Genomic DNA, 14,578 nt, shown 5'->3' on the forward strand with positions numbered 1-14,578 from the left:
TACAGGAACTTACTTATGTCATCATTACGTCGCTTTGCCGCTGGTTTTGTTTTGCTGTTCACCAGCGCTTGCGCCCATAGCTTGTCGACCGTTAACGCTGACACAGTCGTCCGCAACGTAAACGTGATTGTGTGGAAAGACCAACAAGCGCAGATTATCCCGCAGCAATCGATTGCCATTCGTGATGGCAACATTGTCGCCGTTGACGCTGATTTAGCCGTTTCGGAAACAGCAAAAGTTATCGACGGGAATAACGGTTACGTTATTGCTGGCTTCACCGAAATGCATGGCCACGTGCCGGCAGCGGTCAGCTTTGGCGACATGCCCGCGCGCTATGCCAACGACATGCTGTATTTGTATATCGCCAATGGTGTTACCACTGTGCGTGGCATGCTCGGCTATACCAACCAGCTACAACTAAAAGAAGACATCGCCTTGGGTCAGCGTATGGGGCCCACCTTAGTTCTCGCCGGGCCAAGCTTTAACGGCAACACCGTCGAGTCACCCGAACAAGCCGCACAGCGGGTACAGGAACATGTCGCTGAAGGTTGGGACTTACTGAAGATTCATCCGGGGTTGGAACTCGAAGAATACCGTGCAGTTGCTGCCGCAGCACGTGAGGCAGGCATTGATTTTGCTGGCCATGTGCCAGCCGAGGTTGGCGTTAATGTGGCAATGGCTGAGGGACAGCGCACCATCGACCATCTCGACGGCTACCTGCGCTTTGTCGATGCCATTGATCGCCCAGTGACGGAAAAAGAGTTATCTCAACTGGTCGACATGACGGTAACAAGCGGCATGACTGTGGTTCCCACTCAAGCGCTGTGGGCTACGCTCATTGGTGCCGGTGACGCTGATGCGCTTGCCACATACCCAGAGCTCGATTTGGTTCCTGAACCGGTACGAGAGGGCTGGCTCAGTTACTATCCAAACCAAGCCTCGAGCTACTTTAATACAGAACATGCAACCGTACAGCAAGAAAACCGCCAACGACTGTTAAGAGCTCTGTACGACGGTGGCGCTAGCATTGTGTTCGGCACCGACGCACCACAGCTCTTTAGCGTGCCCGGCTTTTCAATTCACCATGAAATTCGTTACATGCAAGATGCAGGCATGTCATTGGAAGCGATTTACTACACCGCAACTGCGGCGGCCGCTGAGTATTTCGACAACAGCCATGATTTAAAGGTGGGCCACGTCGCACCAGGCTACCAGGCGGACTTTATGTTGCTGCGTGACAACCCGTTAGCATCGGCAAAGGCCTTGCGCGAACCCACAGGCGTAATGGTGCGCGGCCAATGGCTTGACCGCGCCAGCATTGATGCAAAGCTGAACGAGATTCGCGCGGCTTATGCAGCAACTAATGATTAAGCACTGCCTCGTAGACGCCGGTAATCACGCTGCCGTAATTACCGGTTTCGAACTGCTTACCCAAAAATTCATAGCCATCACCTTCTTCGACGATCGGCGTATGGCGTGCATTGGTCAGCAAAATAATACCGAGATCAAGCGCTGGATCGATAACTGTCGCAGTGCCGGTCCAGCCGGTATGGCCGAAGGCTTGATGGCTCGCATACGGCCCAAAGTGCCAACGCGTTTCGCCATCGGCAGCGCGGCGCCAGCCTAAGCCAAAGCTGCGGTCGCGGGCGTGGGGTGCCGTGAAGATGTCGAGTACACTCTCTTCAAACAAGTGCACATTGCCGTAGCCACCGCCGTTTAACAGTGTCTGCACCAACACCGCGAGATCGGGGCCGGTAGAAAACAGACCTGCGTGGCCAGCAACACCTTCCATTGAATAAAACGCCTTCTCGTCATGCACTTCGCCTTGCAAGGTGTAGGTACGTATCCCTGGGAATTCAACACGTCCGCCGCGGCTGTTACCATTCAATTCAGTTGCAGCGAACTCACTTGGCAGGCGGCCCTTGCGCAAAGGCGTAAACAGGGTGTTGTGCAGATCAAGTGGTGCGTAAATATGCTGTTCCACGTACTGATCCAGAGGCATGCCCGCAATACGCTCAACGATGGTACCTAATAATTTAAAGCCGGTATCGCTGTAGGTCGCCTGTATGCCATTGCCCACTTTAAACGGCACTTTGGTGGCGATAAGGCGTTGCGTTTTTTCTTTGTCGCGTGAGTAAAACAGTTTGCCGAGCTTATTCTCTGGATCAAAGAAATGCACTTGCGGACCGTAACCCGACTGATGATTCAATAAATCACGGACGCGGCGTGCTTCACGCCCTTGTCCACGGTATTCCGGCAAATAGTGATAGATAGGTGCGTTCACGTCGAGCAAACCACGCTCGACCAAATGCATCATCGCCATCGCGGTCGCAAAGGACTTGGTATTCGAGGCGACATCAAAACCCGTGTTCAGCGTCATTGGTGTTGGTGCTGCTAACGGTTCGCCATTTTCATCGTAACGCTTAGCATAGCCATAGGCCGTTTGTTTAATGATCTTGCCATCTTTGACGACCACCAATACGGCGCCGGGAAATCCGTCGGCAATGTCTTGTTCAATCAGTTCGTCGACTTTTCGGAAGGCATTGCGATACTCAGCGGTGGCGTCTATCAATGTCGGATAAGGGATCTGCACCCGTAGCTGCGCGCCTTCAGGCTGCAACGACTTCACGTACAAGGTGTTGAGTCCGTCTTCGGTGCGGCGCTGCAGTGAATAATTATAGGTTTTATCACCTTGTAGCGGTGTCGCTAAGTTTAACGTTTCACCATTAATTTGAATTTCGGCCGTCACGTCTTGCTCTGCCGACAGAGTGATTTCGCTGCGTCCAGCGTAAGCTTTAAAACGCAATTTATCGTTGACCCATTCGCGACTCGAACGTTGTACTTCTGGCTCTGGGAAAACGGCATCGATTTGCCCTTGTTTTACCTTTGCGACCTTCGCACTCTCCGCCGCATTCTCCGCCGCATTCTCCGCCACATTCTCGGTTTGGTAGCGTTGCCACAACGGTTCGAGTTGCTCAGGGAAGTAGCGCTCCAGCAACGCAAAAACAGCGGCAGTGGTTTGACTGTCGTTCTTGGCGTTCACACTCCACGGCAAAAAATGCATCTGAAAGGCTGACAAGGCGCTGCGCGTTTGTTCATCAAACACACCGGTTTCAGTCACGCCGTAACCGTACGCTCTTAATGCCGCCTGTAACAAGCCAATACGAACGGGCTGCTGGTTAAATTGCCGCCAATAGCGCGCTAAGGTGTCTTGCTCATACCAAGCGCCAACGCCCTGCTGGTAAAGCTGGTACCACGGAAAACGCGGACCTGGGTCGTTTTTGCGCATAAACGCAATATCGGAATGGCCCACCACCGCAGTAGGATGAATATCTGGGTGTCGCGCAAGAATTTCCTGCGACAGTTCAATCACCGCTTCAATCTGTGCAGGATCATAGTCAGGGAATGTACACAAGCGATTTTCGCCATGCTCGGCACGTGTTGCCTGCTGACTGGTGTCCCACTGACATTGCGGCACGTTGACAATCTCGATGCCAATCGACGTGTCATTGAGTTCCGTCCGACCTTGCCAATACGAATCCCCTGCATGCCACGCTCGCTCGCGCTCATCAACCAACTGATAGACATTGATCTCGTCTTCCGGATAGCTTGGGTCACCGCGCTCAGGCACAAGGTAGTGCGAACTAAGCCCCTTGGGTTCTACTAAAACCCGTACGCTTTTTTCATAATCGATGGCCGTATAGTGCAGCACCAGAGACTTCACCCGATGGCTTTGGTTCGCCGACGGCATTTGTTCATAATCAGTGCTGCTACAACTGTTAAGCGCAAGCGCTGATACGGTGGCAATAAGGCCTAGTTTTACTGAGTTCGATAACGACTTCATGATGCTTGGCAATGTTTCCGAATAAAATCTGCATGGCTCGGTAACTGCGCTACCGACTGTTTAAAAATACGTTGTACGGTTGCTAGATGCTGTTGCATCGTCGCGGCTGGCATTTGTTCGGCAATCGGATGAACCTGTGCAGGCGTTAAACCCTGTCCGTGGAACATCGAAAACCAGCTAATCTCATTAAAAAGCTCGTTATTACTGTTGCGAAAGATACTTGCGTTTTCGCGATACAAGTCGAGCCGTTCCCGTAATGAGTCAGGTATTTCCATATTGCGGCAATAACGCCAAAATTCCGAATCATCGCGGTCCGTAAGTTTGTAGTGACACATTACGAAATCGCGAATATTGGTAATTTCTTCTGCAGTATAGCGATTGAAAGCCTTGGCTCGCTCAGTCATATTCCCCTGCCCCGGCAACAAACTAATCAAGCGCATAATCCCAGATTGCGTAAGCTGCAATCCGGTCGACTCTAGCGGTTCAATGAAACCCGCGGATAAACCAATAGCACAAACATTGTGTTTCCATGCTTCATCACGACGGCCGTTAATCCAGCGCAAGTGGTTCGCATTACTGTTAAAGTTGCCAATGGTTTCACGGAATTCGCGTTCGGCTTTGTCACTATCAGTGAAGCGGCTAGAATACACCCAGCCCTCACCGGTACGGTGTTGTAACGGTATTTTCCAGCGCCAGCCTTCGTGGTGGGCAATCGAGCGGGTGTACGGCAAAATAGCCGCTGCGTCGTGTTCACCCGGCAATGCTACGGCACTGTCACAGGGCATCCACTTGCGCCAGTCGTGGTAACTTACGCCAAGGGTTTCACTGATTAGAAGTGCTTTAAACCCGCTGCAATCAATAAAAAAGTCGCCAGCAAGCTCGCCTTGTTTTTCTAACATTAACGAGGCAATAGCGCCGTTGGGATGCTGCTTGGCGGTCTGCATCCGATCTTCAAGAGCGACGACACCTCTTGTCGTCGCGTACTTTTTCAAATAGCGTGCGTAAGCATGAGCATCGAAATGATAGGCATATTTGATATGCCCTAGCGGACTGCGTTTATCTGCAATCGGTCGCGTGAACTTGTGAGCTAAAGCAGCGCTCCATTCAAGGTTCAGCTCATGCAGTGGCATAGCATCGCCTGCCCCTACTTCACGTTCGTGGCGCAGATAGTAGTGGTGAAATGGCACGCCGTTGAGCGTGATCCCATAGGGACCAAACGGGTGCATGTATTCATCACCAATATTCTGCCAATTCTCAAACGCAATGCCTAACTTAAAACTGCCTTGCGTCTCACGTAAAAATTCATTCTCGTCGATTTGTAACAGTTGATTAAATTCGCGAATGCCTGGGATCGTGGCTTCGCCTACCGAGACTGTGCCTATCGCGGAAGACTCGACAAGCGTGATTTTATAATGCTTGCGATCAAGTACTTTGGAAAGTGCAGCGGCGGTCATCCATCCGGCCGAACCGCCTCCAAGAATGACGATGTGATAAGGCTGAATCATGGACGCATTCACCTAGCTACTGAAGGCCAAAATAGCTGCGGCCAGCCGAGGCTGACCGCAGTTCTTCTTTCCTACAACTTACGTTCTAAGTTGAACTTAGAAGTTGTAAGTCAACTGTAGGGTGTATGAACGACCACGTGGGTCGGCCACACGAGGGTCGAACGCTGCACCAGGCGAGTAATCGTTCTGGTGGGCAGTGAACGGTGGATCGCGGTCAAACAGGTTCTTGATACCGAAGGTCACGTCCCAATCTTCCAACGCCATATAACGTACGCTGTAGTTATAGATCAGGTAGCTACCCACTTCACCGTCGTAGTACAACGGATCTGCTTCACCTGAACGTACTCCTGGTGGCGTCTCATCGTCATAGCTGTGACGATAAATTTGCGTCAAGCTGTGGCTCAGGTCACCTTTCGTATAGTTAAAGGTTGCAGTGTGCTTCCAACGCAGTGGGATATTACCACGCGAGTGTGTGCCTACAAGGTTGTCACCCCAAGGCGCATTATCAAGTAGCTTTTTCTTATCTTCAATCAAGTAGCTACCGTTGAAGTTCACACTCCACAAGCCTTCGTTTAACTCACCGTTAGCCTGTAAGCCAACTTCAATACCGCTGGTCTGACGCTCACCGGCGTTAATGTAACGCGAATCGATGGTTACCAAGTTACCTTCACTATCACGGATGAAGTTACTTTCGAACAACTCATAGTTCTCGAGCAGGTCACGGAAGCCAGGGATCTGAATGGTGCCGTCAATAATAATTTTCCACCAATCAATGTTCATTGATAGGTTATCAGTTGGGGCATAAACGATACCGAAGCTCGATTGCTTAGACTCTTCTGGACCAAGATCTTCTTTACCACCATACAAGCGCGTAGGCTGGATTGGTGTATCACAGTTTGGATCGTCTTGGTTAACTTCGCCATTCGGGCAGTCGCGAGGATCTGCAAGATCTTGACCCGTGTACGGCTCTTCAGTCACACCATTAAATAACTGGTTGAATGAAGGTGTACGGAAGCCTGTGCTGTATGCACCACGAACCAATAGTGATTCGGTTGGCGTGTAGACAAAGCCCACTTTAGGGTTAGTTGTACCACCGAATCCATCGTAGTGGTCATAACGTGCCGCTAAGTTAACCTCAAAGTTTTGTACAACCGGAACCAATGCTTCGGCATAAACCGCTTTAACGGTACGGTCAACGTCATCGAGTGCGTTGGCGTTATCGAAAGGTGCACCATAGATATCTGGGCGATTTTCTGCCGCACGACGGTCACCGTTGAACTCATAACCTTCTTGGCGAATATCGACACCACCGGCAACATAAATGTTGTCACCGCCGAGTCCTAGATTAAAGCCAGAATCACCGGTAATTGATGCATCAAACTGCGTCAACGTGGTTTTACCACCGTAAAGCACAACACCTTCTGCAGAAGCCGCAGCTAGTGCCGCCATACCTGCATCAGATTGCGACTGACCAGGAAGAAGGAATGGGTTAATTGCACCACTACCAATACCTTGCGCGAGCAATTCGGTGTAATGATAACCGCCACCAAGTTGTGATTCAGATTCGTTGGTTGCGTGACCTAAACCAACTTTGTAGTCCCAAAAACCGATTTGGCCTTCAACACCGAATTGAATTTTCATTGCCGTTGTTGTGGTTTCGATTTCACGTGGACCACAGTCCATACAACGCCAGCGGTATGCGATAGGTGCACCAATATTCAGTTGGTCGGCACCGTAGTAGTCACTTAATGCATCAACGATGTAATCGTAAGATTCACCAGTACTTGGGTACCAACCTTCGGTACCAATCGACCAAGGGGTAATTTGGTTCGGCTCAAACACTTTCTGTGAAGTGACCTCAGAGCCCATGAACTCCACAAAACCTTCAGCGCTGTCGCCTAAAGTCATCGTACCGCGGCTGACAAAGTCAATGCTATCAATCGGTTGCTGTAATGCTGACGCTCGTGGATAGTCCCATGAGCAGCTTACACCTTCGTTACGCGCACGATTCCACAAAGCAGCACCGTCGTCATCCATGTTTGGATAGACGTCACAGCCTGGCATACCTGGTAACGCTAAAACGTTTAAAACGTCATTTTCTAAGCCTGTTTCCGGATTAATTAATCCTTCCCCAATGAGGTTGTAATTTGGGTGCGTTGGATCGTTCCCGCTCCAACGATCATTAAGAGACGCAAATGGCGTACCACGAGTATCCGGAGACAAGCCGCTCTCAGGTTGGAACGTACTTGTGAAGTCGCGATCAACCCCGCGCAGAAGTTCTGCTGTACGGTACGACAACGACGCCATGACGTTGTAACCGTCTGAATAAAGATCGCCCGTACCAGCCAACACGTTGAAGCGATAGATATTACCGCCGCCTGCTTCAGTGTGATCAGCAAAAGCGCCGATTTGTGCGCCTTGGAAATCTTTCTTCAAAATGAAGTTGATAACACCACCGATGGCATCAGTACCGTAAACCGCTGACGCACCGTCACGTAAAATCTCTACGCGCTCGATGGCTGAAAATGGAATTGAGTTCAAGTCAACTGAACGGCCTTTCAAACCATGCGTAGCCGTACGGCGACCATTCAATAGAACCAAGGTAGAACCAGCACCTTGTTGACGTAAGTTTGCGCTTGAAGCACCGTTATTACCACGTTCTTCACCACTTACGATACCGGTGTTACTCGCCAAGTTATCGTTAGAGTTTGAAGCGACATTCAACTGCAACATAAGTTGTTCAGCTGTGGTAATACCCTGGGCATCTATCTCTTCACGCGAAATAATGGTTAGCGGTAGATCGCCTTCCATCGCTGTACGTTTGATGCTCGAACCAGTCACCTGGATTCGTTCGACTTTTTCTGCTTCTTCGTTTTGCTGTGTGTTCTCTTCTTGATCGACATCTTGAGCATAAGCGAGGCCGCTCATACTTGTCGTCAACCCCAGCACGAGTGCTATTTTATTGAGTTTCACTTTGCAATCTCCGCTCGTTGTAAGAATCTGGTACGTATCGTCAGTACGTCTTCTTGTTATACCCTTTGCCGTCATCGACAAAGAATTACTACAACAGATGGTAGAACCATCAATATATTGAAAGTATCACATATTCTTATAATGTAAATAATAAATTATTCCAAGCAATTTTCTGTGCATTTTTTAGTCGTAGCGTTCAAACGACTTATTCATGCGCTAAAATTCCTCTTTAATTACCTAAACTTAATCACTTAAGGCGAATTTGTTGCGGAATGTGACAATCCTTAAAATTTGAGTTCGTAAAGAATTTATGCCGAGAAAATCTAACAACGCTTCTCTTTATTACTCCTGAAAGAATAAGTGATGAAGTTTTTCATGGAATAATTTATTTTTTGACTGAGCTCACGTAGGATACCTTCATCTTTCCCGTGCAACTTTATGCAAAGAGTATAGCCATGATTCGCAATTTTGCCCTGCTGTTAAGCCTGATTTTCTTAGCGGCCTGCACCCCTCAAGAACCTACTACCGCTGAGCAAGTAAGGCTGCAACTTGGCCAGAAGCTCATGCTCGACTTCCGTTACTTCTGTAACGACGGTACGGCCAGTGACGAATGCAAAACCGCTGTCACGGAGCTGCCAGATGCTTTAGCCAACGTGCTCCGCGAAGGCCACATTGGCGGCGTTATTCTGTTTGCCGACAACTTAGTGGAAGGTCAGCAGATGACGACGCTTATTGCACAGATGCAGGAAGTTGTGCGGGAGGCGGGGTTGCCACCTTTGTTTATTGCCGTGGATCAGGAAGGTGGGCGTGTCGCACGACTACCTCCCGCCATTTCAACGCGCTTCGGCGGCAACATGGCGCTTGGCGCAACCTACGCCGCACAAGGTACAGGTTATGCTGAACAGGTTGCTGCAGGCATTGCGAAAGAACTCAGCTTGCTCGGTTTTAATCTCAATTTTGCGCCAACAGTTGATGTCAACGTTAACCCCGCTAATCCAGTGATCAATGTTCGCAGTTACGGCGAAGATCCAGATCAGGTAGCAGCACTCGGTCAGGCGACCGTCGCGACCCTGCAAAGCCATGGCATCATGAGCGCCCTCAAGCACTTTCCTGGCCACGGTGATACGCACGTTGACAGTCACACCGGGTTACCACGCGTTGAACATGAGCGTGCCACCATCGATGCGGTCGATTTGCTGCCGTTTAAACAAATCATCAATAGCGACACTCCGCCAGCGATGGTGATGACGGCGCATATTCAATATCCTGCACTGGACGACACTAAGTTCACAGCGACCAACGGCGAAGCGACCATTGTCCCCGCCACCATGTCACATAAGATCCTGACCGGCGTACTGCGAGAAGAGCTGGGCTTTAACGGCGTGATTGTGACCGACGCATTAGATATGGCAGGTATTGCGCATTATTACGCGCCGCTTGAAGCTACCATTGCGACTTTTAAAGCTGGTGCAGATATTGCGTTAATGCCTTACACCATTCGCACACCTGACGACATTGACGGATTTTGGCAGTATTTTGCTGGGTTAGAACAAGCCGTGGCCGCAGGTGAGATTGACACTCAAGCGCTCGCCAACTCAGCGCAGCGCATTGCCCAGTTAAAAGCAGATTACGACTTAACAGAGCAAGTCTCTCGGACTTTAGCAGAACGCTTAGAAAGCCTTAAGCAGCTACCTTTGGCGCAGAACATACAAGTTGAGCAGGCGCTTGCGTACGACGCGACAACTAAAATTTATGACCACGGCGTTTTGCCTCTTACGGCCGAGCACTGGTATGCAGTTATGCCTGATACCTTACGTTGCCAAGCGTTCACCTCTGCTCTTGCCGAGCAACGCCCGACAATCAGTAGTGACTGCTTAAGTTTAGCGGAGCTACCCGCCGGACAACCTTGGTTAGAGTGGCGGGCTGATGCTGCGGTCATCGTCGGTGATATTACGCCCCACCACAGCTTAGCCGAAATGGGCGGAATGGATGATTTAGCGAGTTGGCGCGAACGTCCGAGTAAGGCCGAGCAGCATGCCTGGTTGCAGGAGCTTATGGCGTTCACCCATGCGCGCCAACAACCGACTGTTTTTGTGGCTTTACGCACGCCATACGTTGCCAGTGACTTCCGTACAGTCGCCGACGCCGCATTAGCGACGTACGACTATAACGCGGCGATGAACACCGCCGGTAAGGTACGCAGCGCCAGTTTTACCGCTTTGGTAGAGGTATTACTCGGGCGTCAAGCGCGCGGAAACTTACCGGTCACCGTGGAGTAACCTGCTGCCGAACAAGAGCAAGTAACGTATCGGCAACAGCGCCCAACTGGGGCAGCTGTTGCCACTTCACACCGCTGCCATCGATTTCTTCCAAGCCCTGCTGACCGCGGCTATCGCCGACAAACTCAATGACATAACTTGGTGATACGTTACAGCGATTCAGACAGACATCTACCTGATAGCTTGGGTGCTCGCCATCATCAATCGTCAGGTTGGTCATTTTCACGTCAACGAAGCCATCACTTACGTTGTCTGGAATGGCGTAGTAATCTGCTAAGCCATAGTCTTGATAAACACCACTCAGGAGCGCTGAGAGCCCCGCTTGCAGCGCCATAACATTAAGTTTACGCGCAACTTGCCGATTCGGGTCGTGACGATGTTCACCACTTTCAATCAAGATCGTACTCGCCCCAGTACCGGCGATGGCATCACCAAATGAACGTTGCGAGTAGGTATCGTCATAGCGACCAATTCCCTGCGGCAGCCAGTGCGACAATATTTGTCGCATGTGAGCAATCAGCTGTTTGGCTCTCAGGCGCGGACCATCCACATGCTTATCCGGATGGTAAGCAGGAGCTAAAAACGCGATTGTCGCTGGGTCTCCACCTTCACCTGCTGCGTAGTATGGATTTTGATCGTGTAAATTGAAGGCCACCGTGGGCTTAAGCTGCTGTACTTGCTGCCAGAGCAATCGACCTTCAGGCGTTTGCTGCGCCAGTGCATCACGATTCATGTCGATGCCCTGCGCTGTTTCACGGGTGCCCGCAGCCGCACCATCAGGATTCAGCATAGGGACAACGTGCAAAGTGATAAGCTCTTGCCAATCATCGGGAAGATCCGCCGGGCAATGCTGTAAAAGAAGCTGGAGCCAATCGAGCACGGCCGCGGTTGCGGTGGATTCATTACCATGCATTTGCGTCCATGCCAGCACCACCAGCGGTCCTTGGCCAAGTGTAAAGCGCCGTATGGGAGTACCTAAGTACGACGTCCCGATGACCTTATGTTCGAGCGCAGTTGCGACCGCAAGCTTATCGAGCACTGGCTTAATATCAGCATAAACCAACTGACGTTTATTCAATGTTGGCCAATGGGTCGTCTGCCAGCGTTGTTCAAACTCGGCAAAAATTTGATTCGGGTGGTTCATACAAGTTCCTTGGTCTGCTCGTTAGCACTACTGAGTTCATCGAGGAGGTAAGCTATGTGACGGTAGGACAGCTCAGCTTTTCCAGCATGGTGACTCAAGCCAATTTCGCACGTACGGCTGTTACTCACCGCATGTTTACAGTGCGCAGGGACTTGTTCAGCTAATGGCGCCAGTGCGCTTGCATTCAACTCAGGTTGGCTAAAGCCTTTATCACCCGCGAAGCCGCAGCATTGGATCTGCTCGGGTTCAATGACTTGCGTGCTGCACTGTACTGCCAGAGCACGTAGCGATTGCCCTTGATCAAGATGACGGCTACTACAAGTGACATGCAGCATTAAAGGCTCTGTCAATGGTGTCATGTGTAACTTGCTGGCAACGCATTGCTGTAAAAACGCCGCCAGTTCGTAGCATTGAATGCCCTCGAGATCGTGCACCTGCAAAGCACAGGGACTGGCGTCAAAAACCACCGGATAGCGCCCCTGCTCGGTCAGTTGCCACAGATAATCACGTAACGCCTGCTGCTTGTCTTCCGCTTGGCTTGGGTAACCTTTACTCAGGTAGGGTTGCCCGCAACAATGACCTTTGGGCTCGACGACTTGCAAATGAATCCCCGCCTTGGCACATAAACGCTGGACAACTTGCGCCAAGGGCTCCTGTCCGGCGGTCGCAAATACGCGATTTGGACAGGTGGTGAAGTAAATCACCTTGTCTGCGTGAACAGCGGTCGCCGATGTGGTCATTAACTGTTGAGCTGCTGGCGGTAACTCAGGACGTTTTTGTTGCAACTTACTCAACGGTCGTGCGGCGGTTAAGGCAAAGCGTGCAATGCTCTCGACGCCTTGTTGATGACCCGCTATCCAGTTCGCCGTCCGCTGATGTTGTGCCTGTTCAGCACGGAGCTCTTGCACCCAAGCGCCAGTATTTATGCCCACCGGACACGCCGTCGCACAAAGTCCAGTTGCCGCACAAGAGTCAATACCCAAATGCTGAAAATCGTTGTTGATCGCATGCTGCTCGGCTGCAGAGCGATTGGCGTTACGCCGCATCAACGCAATCCGTTGCCGCGGGCTTAGCGTGTAGTGCAACGACGGACACTGCGGTTCGCAAAAGCCACATTCAATACAAGCGTCGACGGTGGCGTTCACCGGCGGCATTAATTTCAGATCCTGCAGATGTGCTTGTGGGTCATCATTGAGAATCACCCCTGGGTTCAGAATACCTTGCGGATCGACCAAAGCCTTAATGCGTTGCATCACGGCTAAACCATCACCGCCCCACTGAGCATAAAGGTAAGGTGCCATATTGCGGCCCGTACCATGTTCCGCTTTAAGCGTGCCAGCAAAGCGCTCGGTGATAAGTTTTGCGACAGCGTCCATAAAGGCCGCATACTGCGCTTTCTCTTGCGGCGTTTCGAAACCTTGGGTGAAAACAAAATGCACATTGCCATCTAGTGCATGACCAAAAATAATCGCCTCGTGATAACCATGTTGATCAAACAGGTCTTGCAAAGCAATCACCGCATCTGGCAAAGCCTCTAAAGGTACCGCCACGTCTTCGATAATCACTGTCGTGCCACGCTCGCGGACGGCGCCCACCGCTGGGAATAACCCTTTACGAATCTGCCATAGCGCTTGCCCTGTGGTTTTATCAGTGCTCATTGGACACAAGGCTTGGAAGCTCGTTAGACGCTGTTCCAGCTGTTGAAGCGCTTGCTGCAACGTCTGGTGGTCATCTCGCCCGATCTCGATTAACAGCGCAACCGCACCCTGTGGCGGTGTCACTGGGGTCAATTTAGCCAGCAGGGGTTGCACCGATTGCAGCGAGCGATCGTCCATGAGTTCAACGGCTTCAACGCCGATCGCTTTGAGCGCGGGAATGACCGCACAGGCGGCATGACTGTCGGGGAATAAGTAAAGTCCGGTGGCACTCGCTTGCGGCACCGCCACGGTGCGGTAGGTAATATCAGCGATAAAACCTAAAGTACCTTCGGAGCCAATCAGCAAGTGGGCCAAAATGTCGAGCCCATCATGGTAGTCGAGCAACGCATTAAGACCATACCCCATCGTATTCTTTAACCGAAATTGGGTGGCGATAGTGTCACTTAACTGGGGGTTTGCCCGCACCTGCTCGGCAAGCTCTTCTAGAGCTTGCAAAAGCTTTTTATGACTTTTGCGGAACGCCGCAACGGACGCCGCATTTCCCGTGTCCACGTGGGTGCCATCGGCCAGCACAAAGCTAATGCTATCGAGGGTATGGTAGCTGTTGTGTTTGACGCCACAGCACATACCCGAAGCATTGTTTGCCGCGATACCACCAATCTGACAAGTATTGATGGATGCCGGATCGGGTCCAATCTTACGGCCGTAGGCAGCCAGTTTTTGGTTGGCATGGGCACCAATCACGCCGGGCTGCAGCTTTATCTTTGCCCCTTGCTCGAGTACTTCACCGTGCTGCCAATCGCGCGTTAGCAGCACCAACACCGAGTCACTTATGGCCTGCCCGGACAAGCTGGTACCGGCCGCACGAAACGTCACTGCGACCTCATACTGTTGCGCCAAACGCAGTAACGCCTGCATCTCTTCGCGTGTGGCAATCTGCACGACCAACTTCGGCACTTTATGATAAAAGCTCGCATCAGTGCTAAACGCGATTCGCTGGCTAAGCTTGGTAAGCAAGCGGGGCGCTGGAATCACCTTGCTGAGTTGACGTTGAAAGTTATCGAGTGTTGCGGTCACGGGCGCTCCTGCATGAGTTTCACGGTGCGTTTTGATATTCAGTGTAACTAGTTTATATTTGAATAAAAAATTCCGTTAGCTTTTCGTCGCTAACGCTC

General features: G+C 51.1%; 7 protein-coding genes. 2 read left to right on the plus strand and 5 right to left on the minus strand.

The features are described 5' to 3' along the window. Positions 1-15: 15 nt before the first annotated feature. A complete protein-coding gene (locus NV375_RS07835) occupies positions 16-1,371 on the plus strand; it encodes an amidohydrolase family protein (RefSeq protein ID WP_258807609.1) in 1,356 nt (451 codons plus the stop codon). Here the strand turns inward: NV375_RS07835 and pbp4b are convergent. From pbp4b to NV375_RS07850, 3 genes are all read right to left on the minus strand, one after another. Next, positions 1,361-3,844, minus strand: coding sequence for a penicillin binding protein PBP4B (pbp4b, locus tag NV375_RS07840; RefSeq protein WP_258807610.1), 2,484 nt, complete (start codon positions 3,842-3,844; stop codon positions 1,361-1,363). The two genes, NV375_RS07835 and pbp4b, sit on opposite strands and share 11 nt — an antisense overlap. Beyond that, positions 3,841-5,349, minus strand: a complete 1,509-nt coding sequence (locus tag NV375_RS07845) for a tryptophan halogenase family protein (protein WP_258807611.1) — start codon at positions 5,347-5,349, stop codon at positions 3,841-3,843. The genes pbp4b and NV375_RS07845 overlap by 4 nt, the downstream gene beginning before the upstream one ends. A gap of 96 nt (positions 5,350-5,445) precedes the next feature. After that, on the minus strand, positions 5,446-8,322 hold the full coding sequence (locus NV375_RS07850; RefSeq protein WP_258807612.1) for a TonB-dependent receptor domain-containing protein: 2,877 nt from the start codon (positions 8,320-8,322) through the stop codon (positions 5,446-5,448). 455 nt (positions 8,323-8,777) lie between these two features. On the opposite strand from NV375_RS07850, the gene NV375_RS07855 reads away from it, so the two are divergent. Further along, positions 8,778-10,601 carry a glycoside hydrolase family 3 protein gene (locus tag NV375_RS07855; RefSeq protein WP_258807613.1) on the plus strand — a complete coding sequence of 608 codons (1,824 nt, stop codon included), beginning with the start codon at positions 8,778-8,780 and terminating at the stop codon, positions 10,599-10,601. Here the strand turns inward: NV375_RS07855 and NV375_RS07860 are convergent. Both NV375_RS07860 and NV375_RS07865 read right to left on the minus strand, forming a co-directional pair. Next, positions 10,588-11,745: a M14 family zinc carboxypeptidase gene (locus tag NV375_RS07860; RefSeq protein WP_258807614.1), complete on the minus strand. Its 1,158-nt coding sequence runs from the start codon at positions 11,743-11,745 to the stop codon at positions 10,588-10,590. The two genes, NV375_RS07855 and NV375_RS07860, sit on opposite strands and share 14 nt — an antisense overlap. After that, positions 11,742-14,480 (minus strand): FAD-binding and (Fe-S)-binding domain-containing protein, encoded by a 2,739-nt coding sequence (locus NV375_RS07865; RefSeq protein ID WP_258807615.1) that lies wholly within the window; start codon positions 14,478-14,480, stop codon positions 11,742-11,744. Before NV375_RS07865 ends, NV375_RS07860 begins: the two co-directional genes overlap by 4 nt. Between the last annotated feature and the right edge of the window lie 98 nt (positions 14,481-14,578).

It is taken from the genome of Pseudidiomarina sp. CB1, assembly GCF_024752025.1.
In the GTDB taxonomy this organism is placed as follows: domain Bacteria; phylum Pseudomonadota; class Gammaproteobacteria; order Enterobacterales; family Alteromonadaceae; genus Pseudidiomarina.